This is a genomic window from Mycobacterium sp. NGS63 (assembly GCF_059812295.1).
Genome location: NZ_JCALCJ010000004.1, coordinates 149,838 through 168,934 on the forward strand (window position 1 = coordinate 149,838; position 19,097 = coordinate 168,934).

At 68.6% G+C, this 19,097-nt stretch carries 16 protein-coding genes; 3 read left to right on the top strand and 13 right to left on the bottom strand.

Going from position 1 to position 19,097, the window contains the following annotated elements:
* The 3 genes from AC5Y4Z_RS11180 to AC5Y4Z_RS11190 all read left to right on the top strand — a co-directional run bounded on the left by AC5Y4Z_RS11180 (nucleotide 1) and on the right by AC5Y4Z_RS11190 (nucleotide 4,053).
* Nucleotides 1-1,260 (top strand): DUF58 domain-containing protein, encoded by a 1,260-nt coding sequence (locus AC5Y4Z_RS11180; protein WP_499963629.1) that lies wholly within the window; start codon nucleotides 1-3, stop codon nucleotides 1,258-1,260.
* 4 nt (nucleotides 1,261-1,264) lie between these two features.
* Nucleotides 1,265-1,702, top strand: coding sequence for a hypothetical protein (locus tag AC5Y4Z_RS11185; RefSeq protein ID WP_499963631.1), 438 nt, complete (start codon nucleotides 1,265-1,267; stop codon nucleotides 1,700-1,702).
* Between the two features lie 290 nt (nucleotides 1,703-1,992).
* Nucleotides 1,993-4,053, top strand: coding sequence for a PPE family protein (locus AC5Y4Z_RS11190; RefSeq protein WP_499963633.1), 2,061 nt, complete (start codon nucleotides 1,993-1,995; stop codon nucleotides 4,051-4,053).
* A gap of 9 nt (nucleotides 4,054-4,062) precedes the next feature.
* Here the strand turns inward: AC5Y4Z_RS11190 and nuoN are convergent, their stop codons facing one another.
* Genes nuoN through AC5Y4Z_RS11255 form a run of 13 tightly spaced genes read right to left on the bottom strand, consistent with a single transcriptional unit; the run spans nucleotide 4,063 to nucleotide 19,097 of the window.
* A complete protein-coding gene (nuoN, locus tag AC5Y4Z_RS11195; RefSeq protein ID WP_499963635.1) occupies nucleotides 4,063-5,643 on the bottom strand; it encodes an NADH-quinone oxidoreductase subunit NuoN in 1,581 nt (526 codons plus the stop codon).
* Nucleotides 5,640-7,214 (bottom strand): NADH-quinone oxidoreductase subunit M, encoded by a 1,575-nt coding sequence (locus AC5Y4Z_RS11200; RefSeq protein ID WP_499963637.1) that lies wholly within the window; start codon nucleotides 7,212-7,214, stop codon nucleotides 5,640-5,642. The genes nuoN and AC5Y4Z_RS11200 overlap by 4 nt, the downstream gene beginning before the upstream one ends.
* Nucleotides 7,211-9,097: an NADH-quinone oxidoreductase subunit L gene (gene nuoL / locus AC5Y4Z_RS11205; protein ID WP_499963639.1), complete on the bottom strand. Its 1,887-nt coding sequence runs from the start codon at nucleotides 9,095-9,097 to the stop codon at nucleotides 7,211-7,213. Before nuoL ends, AC5Y4Z_RS11200 begins: the two co-directional genes overlap by 4 nt.
* An 11-nt stretch (nucleotides 9,098-9,108) precedes the next feature.
* Nucleotides 9,109-9,408 carry an NADH-quinone oxidoreductase subunit NuoK gene (gene nuoK / locus AC5Y4Z_RS11210; RefSeq protein ID WP_047313174.1) on the bottom strand — a complete coding sequence of 100 codons (300 nt, stop codon included), beginning with the start codon at nucleotides 9,406-9,408 and terminating at the stop codon, nucleotides 9,109-9,111.
* On the bottom strand, nucleotides 9,405-10,205 hold the full coding sequence (locus AC5Y4Z_RS11215; RefSeq protein WP_499964753.1) for an NADH-quinone oxidoreductase subunit J: 801 nt from the start codon (nucleotides 10,203-10,205) through the stop codon (nucleotides 9,405-9,407). The genes nuoK and AC5Y4Z_RS11215 overlap by 4 nt, the downstream gene beginning before the upstream one ends.
* Before the next feature lie 8 nt (nucleotides 10,206-10,213).
* The gene (gene nuoI / locus AC5Y4Z_RS11220; protein ID WP_499963641.1) at nucleotides 10,214-10,792 is read right to left on the bottom strand and encodes an NADH-quinone oxidoreductase subunit NuoI; all 579 of its coding nucleotides are present in this window, start codon (nucleotides 10,790-10,792) and stop codon (nucleotides 10,214-10,216) included.
* Nucleotides 10,764-12,023 (bottom strand): NADH-quinone oxidoreductase subunit NuoH, encoded by a 1,260-nt coding sequence (nuoH, locus tag AC5Y4Z_RS11225; protein ID WP_499964755.1) that lies wholly within the window; start codon nucleotides 12,021-12,023, stop codon nucleotides 10,764-10,766. The genes nuoI and nuoH overlap by 29 nt, the downstream gene beginning before the upstream one ends.
* Nucleotides 12,024-12,028: 5 nt before the next feature.
* A complete protein-coding gene (locus tag AC5Y4Z_RS11230; RefSeq protein ID WP_499963643.1) occupies nucleotides 12,029-14,440 on the bottom strand; it encodes an NADH-quinone oxidoreductase subunit G in 2,412 nt (803 codons plus the stop codon).
* Complete coding sequence (gene nuoF / locus AC5Y4Z_RS11235; protein ID WP_499963645.1) at nucleotides 14,437-15,768, bottom strand: NADH-quinone oxidoreductase subunit NuoF; 1,332 nt, start codon at nucleotides 15,766-15,768, stop codon at nucleotides 14,437-14,439. Before nuoF ends, AC5Y4Z_RS11230 begins: the two co-directional genes overlap by 4 nt.
* Entirely contained in the window at nucleotides 15,765-16,523 is a 759-nt protein-coding gene (gene nuoE / locus AC5Y4Z_RS11240) for an NADH-quinone oxidoreductase subunit NuoE (protein WP_499963647.1), read from the bottom strand. Before nuoE ends, nuoF begins: the two co-directional genes overlap by 4 nt.
* Nucleotides 16,520-17,818, bottom strand: coding sequence for an NADH dehydrogenase (quinone) subunit D (gene nuoD / locus AC5Y4Z_RS11245; RefSeq protein WP_499963649.1), 1,299 nt, complete (start codon nucleotides 17,816-17,818; stop codon nucleotides 16,520-16,522). Before nuoD ends, nuoE begins: the two co-directional genes overlap by 4 nt.
* Nucleotides 17,818-18,546 carry an NADH-quinone oxidoreductase subunit C gene (locus AC5Y4Z_RS11250; protein ID WP_499963651.1) on the bottom strand — a complete coding sequence of 243 codons (729 nt, stop codon included), beginning with the start codon at nucleotides 18,544-18,546 and terminating at the stop codon, nucleotides 17,818-17,820. The genes nuoD and AC5Y4Z_RS11250 overlap by 1 nt, the downstream gene beginning before the upstream one ends.
* Nucleotides 18,543-19,097, bottom strand: coding sequence for a NuoB/complex I 20 kDa subunit family protein (locus AC5Y4Z_RS11255; protein ID WP_499963653.1), 555 nt, complete (start codon nucleotides 19,095-19,097; stop codon nucleotides 18,543-18,545). Before AC5Y4Z_RS11255 ends, AC5Y4Z_RS11250 begins: the two co-directional genes overlap by 4 nt.

Below are 19,097 nucleotides of genomic sequence, written 5' to 3' on the forward strand. Positions count from 1 at the left end.
GTGATCGAGACGCGCGAGGTCGAGTTCCGCTGGCGCGCCTCGCCGTTGGCGCGGGCGATCGCGACCTGCGCCGGGGTCGCGCTGGCCGCCGCCGTGATCGGCGGGCGCTGGCAGCTGATCGCCTTCGCGGCTCCCCTGCTCGGCGTGCTGTGCTCGATCAGCTGGCAACGCCCGGTGCCCAAGTTCTGGGTGCACGCGGAACCCGACTCGCAGCGCTGCTTCGAAAACGAACGGGTGCGGGTGACCGTGCGGCTGACCCATGAGGCCGGTCCCGCCGCGGCCGAGCTCACGCTCGCGTCCGTCGCTGGTCTGCAGCTCGAGGTGCTGGAGCCGGAATCGCCCCACGCGAAAACCGTTGCGGCAACGGCACAGCGGTGGGGCCGGTACCCCATCCGCGCCCGCGTCGACGTCGTCGCGCGCGGCGGGCTGCTGACCGGAACGGCCACCGTCGACACCGCCGACATCATCGTGTTCCCGCTGACCCCGCCGCAGTCCACGCCGATCCCGCAGATCGAGTTGCTCGACCGCCTAGGCGCCCACCTCACCCGGCACATCGGCCCGGGCGTCGAGTACGCCGACATCCGGCCGTACGTGCCCGGCGACCAGTTGCGGGCGGTCAACTGGCCGGTCAGCGCGCGCCGCCGCCAGTTGCACGTCACCCAGCGGTTGACCGACCGCGCCGCCGACGTGGTGGTGCTGATCGACACCTACCGGCAGCCGGCGGGCCCGGCCACCGATGCCACCGAACGCGTCGTGCGCGGCGCGGCGCAGGTGGTGCAGACCGCGCTGCGGCATGGCGACCGCGCCGGGATCGTCGCCCTCGGCGGCAACCGGCCGCGGTGGCTGGGCGCCGACATCGGGCAGCGCCAGTTCTACCGGGTCCTCGACACCGTGCTCGGCGCCGGGGAGGGATTCGAAAACACCACCGGCACGCTGGCGCCGCGCGCCGCCGTTCCCGTCGGCGCGATCGTCATCGCGTTCTCCACGTTGCTCGACACCGAATTCGCGCTGGCGCTGATCGACCTGCGCAAGCGCGGCCACGTCGTGCTGGCCGTCGACATTCTCGACAGCTCCCCGTTCGAGACCCAGCAGGATCCGCTGGTCGACCGGATGTGGGCGCTACAACGCTCCGCCATGTACCGCGACATGGCCACCGTCGGGGTGGACATCGTGTCGTGGCCGGGGGACAGCACGCTGGATCAGTCGATGGGCGTGCTGCCGGACCGCCGCCACCGCGTGCGGGGACGGCTGCGGGGATAGCACCATGAGTCCGATCGCACTGGCAACCTCGACCGTCTTCGGTGGACTCATGGTCGGGTTGGCCGCCGCCGGCTCGCACGGGCCGGCCATCGCCGTGCCCGTGGCCGCGGCCATCGCGGTGGGCGCCGGGATAGCTTTTCGCCCGGCGGCGACGATCGCCGTGCTGCTGACGGTGGCAACGATCGTGGCGGCAAACCCGGCGCTGGTGTTCGCCGCGTGGTCCGGGCTGTGCGCCGTGGCCTACCTGGCATGCCGCCACGCGGTCGGGACACCCGCCGGCGTCGTCCCGTGGAGCTGGCCGACGGCCGTTGCCGCCGTGGGGTTTTCGTGCGCCGGGTTGGTTGCGGCATCGTTCCCGCTGCAGGTGCCGTGGCTGCCCCTGGCCGCTCCGCTGGGGGCCCTGGCCCTCTACGTCCTGGCCACCCGGCCGTTCGCGGGCTGACCGGCCGGTTTGACGCAGCCTGAAAACAGCGATTTTCGCCGAAATGATCCCAAAACAATGCTCGCTCCGGCAAAAGACTCGAATATCCAAAAGCTGCTGGAAATCATTATTTTCGAATGATTTACCTGTAATTTTGAGAACGCTTGACGGAGAAGCGATTTCGGGGCAGGCGGTGACTGGGCGCGGTTCCATACCAGTTTTTTGAAAGCTGGGATTTTTTGCCGGCGGATTCATACAGTCCTCATACCGGTCGTGCCAATGCGTGTCGCGGTAAACGGGAGGACGGGCTGATGAGTTTCTTGACATTGCCCCCGGAGATCAATTCGTTGCTGATGTTTTCCGGTGCCGGTTCGGCGCCGATGCTTTCGGCCGCGGCCGCCTGGGATGGGTTGGCCGCCGAATTGGGCTCGGCGGCGGACTCGTTTTCGTCGGTCACCTCCGGGCTGGCGGGTCAGGCGTGGCAGGGTCCCGCATCGGCGGCGATGGTTGCGGCGGCCGCGCCGTATTCGGGTTGGCTGCAGGCGGCGGCGGCCCACGCCGCGGGGGCGGCCGCGCAGGCGAAGGCGGTGGCCGGCGCCTTCGAGTCCGCGTTCGCGGCGACCGTGCATCCGATCGCCGTGGCGGCCAACCGTTCCGGCCTCATGCAGTTGGTGACGTCGAATCTGTTTGGGCAGAATGCCCCCGCGATCGCGGCGGCCGAATCCGACTACGAGCAGATGTGGGCCGCCGATGTGGCCGCGATGGTGGGGTATCACGGCGGGGTGTCGGCGGCGGCCGCGCAATTGACGTCGCTGCCGCGGCTGTTGGCGAGCCTGCCGGGTCAGCTGGCCGGCGGTCCGGGCCTGTCCGGTGCGGCGGCCGTCAGTGCGGCCATAATCGCGGTGGGGCCGGGCACGGCGCCCACGCTGGATCTGTTCGGGTTCAACGTCCCGCCCCTCAATACCGGCCTGGGCAACATCGGGGCGTTCAACCTGGGTGGCGGCAACAGGGGGAGCCTGAACCTGGGCAGCGGGAACATCGGCAGCCTGAACTTCGGCAGCGGCAACGTCGGCAACCTGAACCTGGGCAGTGGCAACTCGGGTTTCGCCAATTTGGGCAGCGGCAACGTAGGCGGCACGAACCTTGGCTCCGGCAACATCGGCAGCATCAACCTGGGCAGCGGAAACATCGGCTCGTTGAACTTCGGCTTCGGCAACAACAGTGCTCCGCCCGACATCGCCAGGGCCGCGGGCATCGGCACCGCGTTGCCCGGTCCGGGCGGCGCGTCCAGTGGCAATTTCGGGAGCGGCAATTTCGGCAGCTCTAACATCGGCGGCGGAAACCTGGGCTCCCTCAACATCGGGTGGGGAAACCTCGGCAACAACGACGTCGGTTTCGGCAATCTCGGCAGCTTCGATTTCGGTTTCGGCAACGCCGGCAGCCGTGATATCGGGTTCAACCTGCCGGGCGACAACATGATCGGCATCGGGGGTCTCAACGCCGGCCTGGGCAACTTCGGATTCGGGAATTCCGGCAGCAACAACATTGGCTTCTTCAACTCGGGCAACGGCAACGTCGGCTTCTTCAACTCGGGCAACGGCAACTCGGGGTTCCTGAACTCCGGCAGCGGCAATACGGGCTTCTGGAACTCGGGCAACGGCTGCTTCGGGTTCGGCAACGCCGGCTTCCAGGACTTCGGTTTCGCCAACGCGGGCTCCAACGACGCCGGTTTCTCCAATGCCGGCAGCTTCGACGCCGGCTTCGGGGACTCGGGCAACAACCACACCGGCGGCTTCAACTCGGGCGGCGCAGGCGGCTTCGTTTCACCCTTTGCTCAAGCCGGCCTGGCCATCCGGGGCGGGGGAGACACGGGATTTTTCAACTCGGGCACGGGCAACACCGGGCTGTTCAATTCGGGGTTCTCCAACACCGGCCTCTTCGACGCCGGGAACCTCAACACGGCGATCGGCAGTTCGGCCGACCTGAGCTCGGTGGCGACCAACTCCGGGTTCGGCAACACCGGAACCAACGTATCGGGCTTCTTCAACTCGGGATCGGGCATCTCCGGATTCGAGAACCTCAACACCGGGTTGGGGCCGGCGACCTCCGGCTTCTTCAATTCGGGTGACGGGGATGTGGGCTTCTACAACACCGGTGTTCAAGCCGTCGGCTGGGCCAACCAGGGCACCCTCAACGTGGGCATCGCGAATCTGGGCATGAACGACACGGGTATCGCGAACTCCGCGCCCAACCCGGGGATTCCGTCGACCTACACGTCGGGCATCGGCAACGCCGTCAGCGACAGTGCGGGTCTCTTCAACCAGGCCGGAAGCCTGGTCGCCATGTTGCGTGGCGTCTTCGGCCTGCAGTAGCGCGCCGCCTCAGTGCAGCAGCTGGGCGGCCTGATCGGCAAGGTCCAGCAGCGGCTGCGGGAAGATCCCCAAAGCCACTGTGACGGCGGCACATACCGCGATCGCGGCCTTGCTCAGGATGCCCGGCGCCACCACGTGCGGCGTGTTGTCGGTCGCCTCGGTGAAGAACATCGACACGATCACCCGCACGTAGAAGTACGCGGCGACCCCGCTGGCCACCACACCGATGATGACCAGCGGTGCCGCACCGCCCTGGGCGGCGGCCTTGAACACGGCGAGCTTGCTGACGAACCCGCTCGTCAGCGGGATGCCGGCGAACGCCAACAGGAACATCGAAAACATCACGCCCACAATGGGGGAACGCTGCCCGAGCCCCGCCCAGTGCGACAGCTTGGCGTCTTCGACGCCGTCGGCGTTGCGAATCAGGCTCACGATGGCGAACGCGCCGATGGTGCTGAAGCTGTAGGCCACCAGATAGAACAGCGTCGACGACAGGCCCGCCCCGTTGTCGGCGATCACGCCCGTGAGGATGAAACCCACGTGGGCCACCGACGAATAGGCCAGCATCCGTTTGACGTCGGTCTGGTTGACCGCCGTGATGGTGCCCACGGCCATGGTCAGGATCGAGATCGCCCACAGCACCGGGCGCCACTGCTCGTGCAGCGGCGGCAGCGCGACGTAGACCACCCGGAGCAGCGCACCGAACGCCGCCACCTTGGTGGCCGCCGCCATGAACCCGGTGATCGGGGTGGGCGCGCCCTGGTACACGTCGGGAATCCAGGAGTGGAACGGGACCGCACCCACCTTGAACAACAGCCCGACCGACAGCAGCGCCACCCCCGTCAGCGCCATCGAGCTATCACCGTGGGCCGCAAGCGAATCGCGGATCCCGGGCAGCAGCAGCGTGCCGGTCGCGCCGTACAGCAACGCCACGCCGTAGAGGAAGAACGCCGAGGAGAACGCGCCCAGCAGGAAGTACTTCATGGCCGCTTCCTGCGACAGCAGGCGGCGGTGACGGGCCAGGCCGCACATCAGATACAGGGGCAGCGACAGCACTTCCAGCGCGACGAACATCGTCAACAGGTCGTTGGACGCGGGGAACACCATCATGCCGCCCACTGACAGCAGCGCCAGCGGGAAGAGCTCGGTCTGGGCCGCCCCGGCCCGCTCCGCCTCGCGCTCGACGTCGCTGCCGGGAACCGCGGACGCCTGCGGCGTAAAGGAATCCAGCCCACCGGAGCCCACGCCGACGGCGACCTTGGTGCCGGCCTTGGCCTGCGTCCGTTCGGCGATGAAGATGACCGCCAGCACCGCGACCAGCAGCACGGTGCCCTGCAGGTACAGCGTCGGCCGGTCGACGGCGATCGCGCCCAGTACCGCGGTGCGGCCGGCGGGCTGCACCGAGCGGCTCACCGCGACGACCGCGACGAACGCGCCGATCAGGCCGCCCAGCGCGAGCGTCACCTGGGCGCCGTAGCGAATTCGCCTCGGCAGGAACGCCTCGACGAGCACGCCGACGACCGCGACGCCGAAGACGATGAGCATCGGGCACAGCAGGAAGTACTCGACGCTGGGGGTGGGCAGGGTCATCGATGCGGTCCTTCGGCTGTCTGTGGAACGGCAGTACCCGGCGCCACGGTGGGCGCGGGGTCGTGCTGGCCGATGGTGGTCATGGTGTTCTCCACGGCGGGATTGATCAGGTCCAGCACCGGCTTGGGGTAGACCCCGAGGACGAGCAGCAGCGCGATCAGCGGTGCCACGACGACCATTTCGCGCGCCTTGAGGTCACCGATGCGTTCGTTGCCGCTGGCCACCGGGCCCGTCATCACCCGCTGGTAGAGCCACAGCATGTAGATCGCCGACAGGACCAGCGCGGTGACCCCGAACGCCGCCGCCAGCCAGTAGCGGCTGAAAGTGCCCAACAGGACCAGGAATTCGCTGACGAACGGGGCCAGCCCGGGCAGCGACAGGGTGGCCATGGCCGACACCAGGAACGTGCCCGCGAGGATGGGGGCCACCTTCTGCACGCCGCCGTAGTCGGCGATCGTGCGGCTGCCGTGCCGGGATATCAAAAAGCCCGCGATCAGGAACACCGCCGCGGTGGACAGGCCGTGGTTGAGCATGTACAGCGTCGAGCCGCTCTGCCCCTGGCTGGTCATCACGAAGATGCCCAGGATGATGAACCCGAAGTGCGAGATCGAGGTGTAGGCGATCAGGCGCATGATGTCGGCCTGGCCGATCGCCACGATCGCGCCGTAGACCACGCCGATGACGGCCAGCACGATGATCAGGGGCCGGAAATACGTTGAAGCGCCGGGGAACAGCTGCAGGCAGTAGCGCAGCATGCCGAAGGTGCCGACCTTGTCCATCACCGCCATCATCAGCACAGCCGTCGCGGGCGTGGCCTCGACCGCGGCGTCGGGCAGCCAGCGGTGGAACGGCCACAGCGGCGCCTTGATCGCGAACGCGAACATGAAGCCCAGGAACAGCGCCTTGAACACGGCGGGGTCGGCGCCGTAGCGGCCGGACGCGACGCCGGCCACGATGTCGCGGAAGTCGAACGTGCCCGAGCCGTGCTGCGCGGTGACCACGTACAGCCCGATGACCGCCGCCAGCATGATCAGGCCGCCGAACAGGTTGTACAACAAGAACTTCACCGCGGCCCGCGACTTGCCGGGCCCTTGGCCGAAGCCGCCGATCAAAAAGTACATCGGAACGAGCATCGCCTCGAAGAACACGTAGAACAGCAGCACGTCCAGGGCCGTGACCGAGATCAGCACCATCGATTCGATGGCCAGCGTCAGGGCGACGTAGGCGTGCACGCCGCGCGTGCTCGCGCCCCCGTCGTTCCAGCCGGCCACCTGCAGCAACGGGATCAGCACCGCGGTGAGCAGGACCAGCACCACCGCGATGCCGTCCACGCCGAGGGAGTAGCTCGCGCCCAAAGCCGGTATCCACCGGTGGCTTTCGACGAACTGGTAGGTGGGGCCGCCGGTCTTGAAGCCCACGGTGACCACGATCGCCACCGCCAGGGTCGCCACGCCGAAGACCAGTCCCGTCCACTTGGCGAGCCGGCGCAGGCCGGGGGGCAGCAGGATGATCAGCACCGAACCCGCCAGCGGCACCAGCCACAGGACGCTCAGCCAGGGAACGTTATTCACCACACCTTCACCGCCAGGATCAGCGCGGCCACCAGCACGGCGCCCGCCAGCATGGACAACGCGTAGTTGCGGGCGAAGCCGGTTTGCAACTCCCGCAAGCGATTCGACGTGCGGCTGACCAACGCGGCCAGCGCGTTGACCGAGCCGTCCACGCCCACGTCGTCGACGTCGACCAGCGCCTGGGTCAGTTGCGCGCCCGGGCGCATGAACACCTCCTCGTTGAAGGCATCGCCGTAGAGGTCGGCGCGCGCGGCGGTGGTGAACACCGAGACGCGGACCGGGGCCACCCGGGGGATGGGCACCCTGGCGTACATCCGCACGGCCACCAGGATGCCGACGGCGACGACCCCCAGCGCCAGGGCGGTGCTGACCCAGACCGGGACTGCGTGGGTCACTTCCTCGTGCGCGCCGACGACCGGCTCGAGCCAGCGCTGCATGGTGCCGTGCCACGCGAGCAGGCCCCCGGAGAACACCGAGCCGACCGCGAGCAGGATCATCGGCCACGCCATCACGGCCGGCGCCTCATGCGGGTGGGAGCCCGGGGCCCAACGCTTTTCGCCGAAGAAGGTCATCAGCATGACGCGAGTCATGTAGAAGGCGGTGACGCCGGCGCCCAGCAGCGCGGCACCGCCCAGCACCCACCCGCGGATGCCGCCGGCGCCCAGGGCCGCCTCGATGATCGCGTCCTTGGAGAAGAATCCCGCGAACGGCGGCACCCCGATGATCGCCAGGTAGCCCAGGCCGAAGGTGGCGAACGTGATCGGCAGCGCGGCGCGCAGACCGCCGTAGCGGCGCATGTCCTGTTCCTCGTGCATCGCGTGGATGACCGCGCCGGAGCCCAAAAACAGCCCGGCCTTGAAGAAGCCGTGGGTGAGCAGGTGCATGATCGCGAACGCGTAGCCGGCCGGGCCCAGGCCGGCGGCCAGCACCATGTAGCCGATCTGGCTCATCGTCGACGCGGCGAGGGCGCGCTTGATGTCGTCCTTGGCGCAGCCGATGAACGCCCCGAGCAGCAACGTGACGGCGCCGACGATGACCACGGCCAGTTGCGCGTCGGGGGCCAGGTTGTACAGCGGGTTGGATCGCACGATCAGGTACACGCCGGCGGTCACCATGGTGGCGGCGTGGATCAGCGCCGACACCGGGGTGGGGCCCTCCATCGCGTCGCCCAGCCAGGCCTGCAGCGGAACCTGCGCGGACTTGGCGCAGGCGCCCAGCAGCAGCAGCAACCCCATCGCGGTCAGGGCGCCCCGGCCCGCCGCCGGTGCGCCGGCGAACACGCCCGCGTACGACAGCGTCCCGAAGGTGCTGAACATCAAGAACATTGCGACGGCCAGCCCGGCGTCGCCGACCCGGTTCATCACGAAGGCCTTCTTGGCGGCCGTGGCCGCCGTGGGCTTGTGGTACCAGAAGCCGATCAGCAAGTAGGAGGCCAGGCCGACGCCTTCCCAGCCGACGTAGAGCACGACGTAGTTGTCGGCGACCACCAGCAGCAGCATCGAGGCCAGAAACAGGTTGAGGTAGCCGAAAAACCGACGACGATCGACGTCCTCGGCCATGTAGCCGATCGAGTAGATGTGGATCAGCGACCCGACGCCGGTGATCAGCAGCACGAAACACATGGACAGCTGGTCGATCTGCAGCCCGACGTCGACCTGCAGCCCGCCGACGGGGATCCAGCTGAACAGCCTCTGGTGGATGGCCCGGTCGGCGCCGGTGCGGCCGAGCATGTTGGCGAGCAGCGTCGCGCCCACGCCGAACGACGCGAGCGCGGCGGCGCAGCCCAGCAGGTGGCCCCACGCGTCGGTGCGCCTGCCCCCGAAGAGCAGGATTGCAGCACCCGCCAATGGCAGTGCCACGAGCAGCCAGGTGTAGTGAGTCATGTTGGCGTTGTTCAGCCTTTGAGTAGGTTGGCGTCGTCGACCGACGCGGATTTGCGGGCACGGAAAATCGTCATGATGATGGCCAGGCCCACGACGACCTCGCACGCGGCCACCACCATCGTGAAGAACGCGATCATCTGGCCGTCCAGGTGGCCATGCATGCGCGCGAACGTGACGAACGCCAGGTTGACGGCGTTGAGCATCAGCTCGACGCACATGAACATCACGATGGCGTTGCGCCGCAGCAGCACGCCCGCGGCCCCGATGGTGAACAGCAGCGCCGAAAGGTAAAGGTAATTGGCCGGATTCATGACTGGCCGCCCTTCACCGCGCCGGCGGAGCGGGTCCCGCCGACGTCTGCGACCTGTGCGCCGTCCGCGCCCCGGATCCCCAGGATGGAGGACACCGACAGCTCCGAGTACGAGCCGTCGGGCAGCAGCGCGGCCACGTCGACCGCGTTCTGGCGTGCGTAGACACCCGGGTTGGGCAGGGGGGTGGGCCGCCGCCCCCCGCCGGAGCGGAAGCGTTCCTCGGACAGCTCCCGCTGGGTCTTGCGGCGCTCGAAGCGCTCCCGGTGCGCCAGCACCATCGCCCCGATGGCCGCGGTGATCAACAGCGCGCTGGTCAGCTCGAACGCCCACAGGTACCGCGAAAAGATCAGCGCGGCCAGGCCTTCCACGTTGCCGTTGGCGTTGGCGGTGGTCAGCCCGACGAAGCTGCCGGTGGCCACGTTGCCGATGCCGGCCAGCAGCAACACGCCGAACCCGATGCCGGTCAACACCGCCGCGACGCGCTGGCCGCGCAACGTCTCCTTCAGTGACTCCGCGGAGTCCACGCCGATCAGCATCAGCACGAACAGGAACAGCATCATCACCGCGCCGGTGTAGACCACGACCTGGACGACACCCAAAAACAGTGCGTCCTGGATCATGTAGAACACCGCCAGGATGATCATGGTCATCGCCAAGAACATCGCCGAGTACACCGCGTTGACCGCGAGTACCACCCCGAGCGCACCGACCAGCGCCAGCGCCCCGAGCACCCAGAACGTCACGGCCTCACCGGTGGAGGTGCGAACGATGGTCTCTGCGGCCAGGTTCGCGGCCAGCGTCGCGGTCACCGTGGCTCCCCGGTGTTTTGCGCCTCCCGCAGCCCGTCGGCGGTCACGTTGCCCTGGTAGTAGTCCTTGTCGGTGGCGCCCTCCGCCCTGGGGTGCGGCGGCGCGGTCATGTCGGGCAGCAGCGGGGCGAGCAGCCGGTCCTTCTCGTAGATCAGGTCGGCGCGGTTGTCGTCGGCCATCTCGTAGTCGTTGGTCATCGTCAGCGCCCGGGTCGGGCAGGCCTCGATGCACAGGCCGCACCCGATGCAGCGCAGGTAATTGATCTGGTACACGCGGCCGTAGCGTTCGCCCGGCGAGTACCTCAGTTCCTCGGTGTTGTCGGCGCCCTCGACGTAGATCGCGTCGGCCGGGCAGGCCCACGCGCACAGCTCGCACCCGATGCACTTCTCCAGGCCGTCGGGGTAGCGGTTGAGTTGGTGACGGCCGTGGTAGCGCGGCGCGACCGGGCCCGGCTTCTCCGGGTAGCCCTCGGTGACCCGCTTTTTGAACATCGACGCGAACGTCACGCCGAATCCCGCAATCGCGTCTAGCGAACGGGGAAAGTATTTAGGCACGTGCTTTCTCCTTGCTGGCACCGGCGGCCGGGAGCGGCGGTGTCGGGAATGCGGGCTCGATCGCGGCGCCTTGTGTTCCCGCAGCCGCCCCGCGCTGGCGGCGCAGTTGGCGCTCCATCGCGCGAATGTCCGGTGCGGTGAACGGTTTTCGCAACAGCAGCACCAGCGCCGTGGCCACCACAATGCTGCTGATCACCAGGAGCGTCGTCCAATGCGCGTACCCCTGGTTGCGCAGCGTGCGGATGACCGCGGCGATCAATATCCACACCAGCGCGGCCGGGATCAGCAGCTTCCAGCCCAGGGCCATGAACTGGTCGTAGCGCAGTCGCGGCAGCGAGGCGCGCAACCACATGTAGATGAACAGGAAGGTCCACATCTTGGCGGTGAACCACAGCACCGGCCACCACCCGGTGTTGGCGCCGGCCCACATGTTCAGCGGCCACGGCGCATGCCAGCCCCCGAAGAACAGCGCGGTGGCCAGCGACGAAACCGTCATCATGTTGACGTACTCGGCCAGCATGAACATGGCGAACTTCAGCGACGAATACTCGGTGTGGAACCCCGCGACCAGCTCGCCCTCGGCCTCGGGCAGATCGAATGGCGCCCTGTTGGTTTCGCCGACCATCGAGATCAGGTAGATCACGAACGACGGCAGCAGCAGGAACACGTACCACACGCGGTCCTGCGCGGCCACGATCTGCGACGTCGACATGGAGCCGGCGTAGAGGAACACCGTCGCGAACGACAGGCCCATCGCCACCTCGTAGGATATGACCTGCGCGGTGGAGCGCACCCCGCCCAGCAGCGGGTAGGTCGAGCCCGACGCCCAGCCGCCCAGCACGATGCCGTAGACCCCGATCGCCGACAGGCCCAGGATGAACAACACCGCGACCGGCAGGTCGGTCAGCTGCAGCGGCGTCCGGTGGCCGAACACCGACACCACCGGCCCGAACGGGATGAACGCGAACGCGGTGAACGCGGGAATCACCGAAAAGACCGGCGCCGCAAAGTAAACGAACTTGTCGATGCCGCCCGGGGTGATGCTCTCCTTGAGGGCCAGCTTGATCCCGTCGGCCAGGCTCTGCAGGGCGCCCCACGGCCCCGCCCGGTTGGGGCCGGGCCGCAGCTGCATCCAGCCGAGGATTTTGCGTTCGAGCAGGATGGCGAGCAGCACGTTCAGCATGAGGAACACGAAGATGGCCAGCGCCTTGCCCAGCACCAGCCACCAGGTGTCGTGTCCGAAGGCGGCCAAGCCTGTCATGAGCCCACTCCGATTTTCACAGTGCTGCCGATGGTCACGCCCAACTTCCGGTGCACCGCCGAGCCCGGCGAGTTCAGCGGCAGCCACACCACCCGGTCGGGCATGTCGGTGATGCTCAGCGGCAGGGTGATGGACCCGCGCGGCGTGCTGACCGTGACGTCGCCGCCTTCGGTGGCGCCGATCTCGGCGGCGGTGTCGGCCGACAGCCGGACCACCGGTGTGCGGGCGGTGCCCGCCAGGTGCGGTTCGCCGTCCTGCAGCCGGCCCTCGTCGAGCAGCAGCCGCCACCCGGTCAGCACGGCTTCGCCTGGTTCGGGCCGGGCGGGTTCCGGGGCCGCGACCGCGGGGGCGGCGGCGTGGTCGCCGTCCCAGGCGCCCAGCGCGGCCAGCTCCTCGCGGGCCGACTCGACGGTGGTCGCGCCGAGGTAGACGCCCATCTCGTCGGCGAGCGTGTCGAGCACCCGATGGTCGGATTGGCGGGCCTGCTGCGTGGTGCCGCGCAGCGCGGGCTCGAACGCCCGATAGCGGCCCTCCCAGTTGACGAAGGCGCCGGCCTTCTGGGTCGTCGGCGCGACGGGGAACACCACGTTGGCGCGCTCGGTGACGGGGCTGTGCCGCAGCTCCAGGCTGACGACGAAACCGGCCGCGTCGAGCGCGGCCAGCACCGCGTCGGGATCGGCGAAGTCGCCGGGCTCGATGCCGCCGACCAGCAGCGCCGCCAGGGACCCGTCGGCGGCGGCGGCCAGGATCGCCTCGGCGTCACGCCCGGCGGCGGAAGGCAATTCGTCGACGTTCCACGCCGCGGCGACCTGCGCGCGGGCGGCGTCGTCGGCGACCGGGCGGCCGCCGGGCAGCAGCGCGGGCAGCGCGCCGGCCTCCAGCGCGCCGCGCTCGCCGGCCCGGCGCGGCACCCATGCCAGCCGAGCGCCGGTGGCGTCGGCCAGGCGGGCCGCGGCGGACAATGCGCCGGGCGCGGTGGCCAGGCGCTCGCCGACCAGGATGACCGCGCCCGGTTTCGACAGCAGCTCGCCAACCTCACCGTCGGCCAGCCCGTCCAGCGCGGCCGCCTCGGCGCCGGGGGCGGTTTTGAGCAGCCGGCCGGACATCTTCTCCAGCGCGCGGGTGGCGAACGGCGCGATCGCGTACACGGGCAGGCCGTTCTTGCGGGCGGCCTTGCGCAGCCGCAGGAACACGATCGGCGACTCGTCTTCCGGCTCGAGCCCGGCCAGCACCACCACCGGCGCCGATTCCAGGTCGGCGTAGCTGACGCTCACCGGCCGGCCGGCCACACGGGCGGCCAGGAACTCGGCCTCCTCGGCCGAGTGCGGACGGGCGCGGAAATCGATGTCGTTGGTGTCCAACGTGATTCGGGCGAACTTGCTGTACGCGTAGGCGTCCTCCCACGTCACCCGGCCGCCGACCAGCACGCCGGTGCGCCCGCGGGCGGCCTCGAGCCCCTGGGCCGCAGCCGCGATCGCGTGCGACCACGACGCCGGCTGCAGCTCGCCGTTCGCGTCGCGGATCAGGGGAGTGGTGAGCACGTCGGGCTGGGTGGCGTAGGTGAAGGCCCACCGGCCCTTGTCGCAGTTCCACTCCTCGTTGACCTCGGGATCGTCGCCGGCCAGCCGGCGCAGCACCTTGCCGCGGCGATGGTCGGTGCGCTGCGCGCATCCCGACGCGCAGTGCTCGCACACGCTCGGGCTGGACACCAGGTCGAAGGGGCGGGCCCGGAACCGGTAGGCGGTCCCGGTCAGCGCGCCCACCGGGCAGATCTGCACCGTGTTGCCCGAAAAGTACGAGTCGAACGGCTCGTTGGCGTAGATGCCGACCTGCTGCAGGGCGCCGCGCTCCTGCATGTCGATGAACGGGTCGCCGGCGATCTGCTCGGAGAACCGCGTGCAGCGGGCGCACAGGATGCACCGCTCGCGATCCAGCAGCACCTGCGAGGAGATGTTGATCGGCTTGGCGAACGTGCGCTTGACGTCGGTGAAGCGGGAGTCGGCCCGCCCGTTGGACATTGCCTGGTTCTGCAGGGGGCATTCGCCGCCCTTGTCGCACATCGGGCAGTCCAGCGGATGGTTGATCAGCAGCAGCTCCATGACGCCGTGCTGGGCCTTGTCGGCGGCCTCGGAGGTCAACTGCGTGCGCACCACCATGTCGTCGGTGGCCACGGTGGTGCACGACGCCATCGGCTTGCGCTGTCCCTCGACCTCGACCAGGCACTGCCGGCACGCGCCGACGGGGTCCAGCAGCGGGTGGTCGCAGAACCGCGGGATCTGGATGCCCATCAGTTCGGCGGCGCGGATCACCAGAGTGCCCTTGGGCACGCTGATTTCGGTGTCGTCGATGGTCAACGTCACCATCTCCGGCTGTCCCACCTGCTTTTCGGTGTTCGCCGCCTGGGTCACGCCTTACCTCCGTTGGAACTGAGCATCGAGTCTCGGGGGTCGAACGGGCAGCCGCCTCCCTCGACGTGGGCGACGTACTCGTCGCGGAAGAGCTTGATCGACGACATCACCGGGCTGGCGGCGCCATCGCCCAACGCGCAGAACGACTTTCCCAGGATGGTGTCGGAGATGTCCGAGAGCTTGTCGATGTCCTCGGCGGTGCCGCCCCCGGTTTCCAGGCGCTCGTAGATCTTGTCCAGCCAGAAGGTGCCCTCGCGGCACGGTGTGCACTTGCCGCACGATTCGTGCTTGTAGAACTCGGTCCAGCGGCGCACCGCGCGCACCACACACGTGGTCTCGTCGAAGATCTCCAGCGCCTTGGTGCCAAGCATCGAGCCGGCGGCGCCCACGCCCTCGTAATCCAGCGGCACGTCGAGGTGCTCGTCGGTGAGCAGCGGGGTCGACGACCCGCCCGGTGTCCAGAACTTCAACCGGTGCCCGGCCCGCACCCCGCCGGCGTAGGCGAGCAACTCGCGCAACGTGATTCCGAGCGGGGCCTCGTACTGGCCGGGCCGGGTGACGTGCCCGGACAGCGAATACAGCGTGAAGCCGGGCGATTTCTCGCTGCCCATCGACCGGAACCACTCGACCCCGTTGAGGATGATCGCCGGGACGCTGGCGATCGTCTCGACGTTGTTGATCACCGTGGGGCAGCCGTAGAGCCCGGCCACCGCGGGGAACGGGGGCCGCAGCCGCGGCTGGCCGCGGCGGCCCTCCAGGGAGTCCAGCAGCGCGGTTTCCTCGCCGCAGATGTAGGCGCCGGCGCCGGCGTGCACCACCAGCTCCAAATCGAAGCCCGAGCCGTTGATGTCGCGGCCCAGGTAGCCCGCCGCGTAGGCCTCGGCCACCGCGTTCTGCAGGCGGCGCAACACCGGCAGCACCTCGCCGCGCACGTAGATGAACGCGTGGCTGGCCCGGATCGCGTAGGCGGCGATGATGACGCCCTCGATGAGCACGTGCGGCGTCGCCAGCATCAGCGGAATGTCTTTGCACGTACCGGGTTCCGACTCGTCGGCGTTGACCACCAGGTAGTGCGGCTTGGCGGCCGGGCCGGTGTCGCCCTGCGGGATGAACGACCACTTCGTCCCCGTCGAGAACCCCGCGCCGCCGCGCCCGCGCAGGCCCGAGTCCTTGACGGTGCCCATCACGTCGTCGGGCGTCATGGCCAGCGCCTTCTGCAGGGCCTGGTAGCCGTCGTTGCGGCGGTAGGTCTCCAAGGTCCAGGACTCGGGATCGTCCCAGTAGCGGGTGATCACCGGGGTCAGCGGGGTCGCCTGCGCGGTCGTCACGACTGGCCTCCCGGTGCCGGTGGGGCCTCCATGCCGAGTTCCTGCGCCACCCGCAAGCCGGCCAGCGTCGCCGCGCCCGCGCCGCCCTGGCCCTGGTCGGGCCGCTCGTCGGGCAGGCCGGCCAGGATGCGCGAGGTCTCGCGGAAGGCGCACAGCGGGGCTCCGCGGGTGGGCGACTTGGGTTCTCCGGAGCGCAGCGAGTCGACGAGTTCGCGCGCCGACTCCGGGGTCTGGTTGTCGAAGAACTCCCAGTTGACCATCACCACCGGCGCGAAATCGCAGGCGGCGTTGCACTCGACGTGCTGCAGCGTGATCTTGCCGTCCGGGGTGGTCTGGTCGTTGCGGACGCCGAGGTGGTTGACCAGCGTCTCGAAGATGGCGTCGCCCCCCATGACGGCGCACAGCGTGTTGGTGCACACGCCGACCAGGTAGTCGCCGGTGGGCCCGCGGCGATACATCGTGTAAAAGCTTGCGACCGCGGACACTTCGGCGCCGGTGAGCCCCAGCTGCTGGCCGCAGAACTCCAGTCCCGCCGGGGTCAGGTAGGAGTCCTCCGACTGCACGAGGTGCAGCAGCGGCAGCAGCGCCGAGCGCTTGTCGGGGTAGCGGCCCATGATCTCCTTGGCGTCGACCTCCAGCCGCGCCCGCACCTCCGCCGAATACGACTGCGGCGCGCCCTCGACCACGAACGCGTTGGGCTCGTCCGGTGGCGGCCCGAGGCGCAGGAACACCGGCTGACCCTGGGGGCCCGTCATCGGTCTACCCCGCCCATCACCGGGTCGATGCTGGCGACCGCGGCGATCAGGTCGGCGACCATCCCGCCCTCGCACATCGCCGCGACCGCCTGCAAATTGGTGAACGACGGGTCGCGGTAGTGCACCCGGTAGGGACGCGTGCCGCCGTCGCTGACCATGTGCACGCCGAGCTCGCCGCGCGGCGACTCCACAGCCGTGTACACCTGGCCCGCGGGAACGCGGATGCCCTCGGTGACCAGCTTGAAGTGGTGGATCAGGGCTTCCATCGAACTGCCCATGATCTTCGCGATGTGCTCGGGCGAGTTGCCCATGCCGTCCGGGCCCACCTTCAGGTCGGCGGGCCAGGCGATCTTGCGGTCCTCCACCATCGTCGGGCCCGGCCGCAATTTATCCAGACACTGCTCCACGATCTTCAGCGACTCCCACATCTCTTTGACGCGAATGATGTAGCGCCCGTACGCATCACAGCCGTCGTCGGTGATCACGTCGAATTCGTAGTTCTCGTAGCCGCAGTAGGGCTCGCTCTTGCGGAGGTCGTGCGGCAGGCCGGTGGAGCGCAGAATCGGGCCGGTGATGCCCAGCGCCATGCAGCCGGTCAGGTCCAGGTAGCCCACCCCCTCGGTGCGGGCCTTCCAGATGGCGTTCTCGTTGAGCAGGTCTCCCAGTTCACGCAGCGGTTGGCGCAGTTGCTTGATGGCCTCCGAGATTTCGGTGACCGCATTGTCCGGCAGGTCCTGCGCCACGCCGCCGGGCCGGACGTAGCCGTGGTTCATCCGCAGGCCGGTGATCAGTTCGAAGATGTTGAGGATGATTTCGCGACCCCGGAAGCCGATGAACATTGCGGTCATCGCGCCCAGTTCCATCCCGCCGGTCGCCAGCGCGACCAGGTGCGACGAGATGCGGTTGAGTTCCATCAGCATGACCCGGATGACGTTGACGCGCTCGGGTATCTCGTCGGTGATGCCGAGCAGCTTCTCCACACCCAGGCAGTAGGCGGTCTCGTTGAAAAACGGTGACAGGTAATCCATTCGGGTCACGAAGGTGACGCCCTGGGTCCAGTAGCGGTATTCGAGGTTCTTCTCGATCCCGGTGTGCAGGTAGCCGATTCCGCATCGGGCCTCGGTCACCGTCTCGCCCTCGATCTCGAGGATCAGCCGCAGCACCCCGTGGGTGGACGGGTGCTGGGGACCCATGTTGACGACGATGCGTTCACCGGGATCCGCGTTGCGGGCGGCGTCGACGATCTGGTCCCAGTCCTGGCCGCCCGCGACCAGGACGGTGTCGGTGTCGGTCATCAGTTATAGCCCCTGCGCTCGTCGGGTGGGGGTATCTGGGCGCCCTTGTATTCGACCGGGATTCCGCCCAGCGGGTAGTCCTTGCGCTGCGGATGCCCGTGCCAGTCGTCGGGCATCTCGATTCTGGTGAGCGACGGATGGCCGTCGAAGACGATGCCGAAAAAGTCGTAGGTCTCGCGCTCGTGCCAGTCGTTGGTCGGGTAGATGCCGTACAGCGACGGGATGTGCGGATCACTGTCCGGCGCAGCCACTTCCAGCCGCAGGCGGCGGTTGTGGGTGATCGACTGCAACGGGTACACGGCGTGCAACTCGCGGCCGGTCTCGTTGGGGTAGTGCACCCCGCTGACGCCCAGGCACATCTCGAAGCGCAGCTCGGGTTCGTCGCGCAGCCGCTGGGCGACCTGGGGCAGCCTTTCGCGGCGCACGTGCAGGGTCAGTTCGTCGCGGTAGACCACGACTTTCTCTATCGCGTCGCCGAATTCGATGCCGTCACCTTTCAGCGCGTCGGCCAGCCGGTCGGCGATGTCGTCGAAGTAGCCGCCGTAGGGCCGGGGGCTGCTGCCCGGCAGCGTGACCTCGCGCACCAGCCGGCCGTATCCGGAGGTGTCGCCGGTGCCGGTGACACCGAACATGCCCCTGCGGACGTTGATCACCTCTTCGTCGGCGGTGGGGACCGATCCCCCCACTTCGGTGGCCGCTACCTTCGGGTCGTGGTCGGGCGAGCTCATCGCAGCAGTCCGCGCATCTCGATCGTCGGCCTGGCGGCCAGCGCGGCCTGTTCGGCCTCGGCGATGGCGTGTTCGCGGTTGACGCCCAGCGGCATCTCCTGAATCTTCTCGTGCAGCTTCAGGATTGCGTACAGCAGCATCTCCGGGCGGGGCGGGCAGCCGGGCAGGTAGATGTCGACCGGGACCACGTGGTCGACGCCCTGCACGATCGCGTAGTTGTTGAACATCCCGCCGGACGACGCGCATACCCCCATCGCCAGCACCCACTTGGGCTCGGCCATCTGGTCGTAGATCTGCCGCAGCACCGGGGCCATCTTCTGGCTGACCCGCCCGGCCACGATCATCAGGTCGGCCTGCCGGGGCGTCGCCGAGAATCGCTCCATGCCGAACCGGGCGATGTCGAACCTCGGTCCGGCCGTTGCCATCATCTCGATCGCGCAGCACGCCAGCCCGAACGTCGCCGGCCACAGGGAGTTCTTGCGGACGTAGCCCGCGATCTTCTCGACGGTTCCCAGCAATATGCCGGCAGGCAGCTGTTCTTCCAGGCCCAC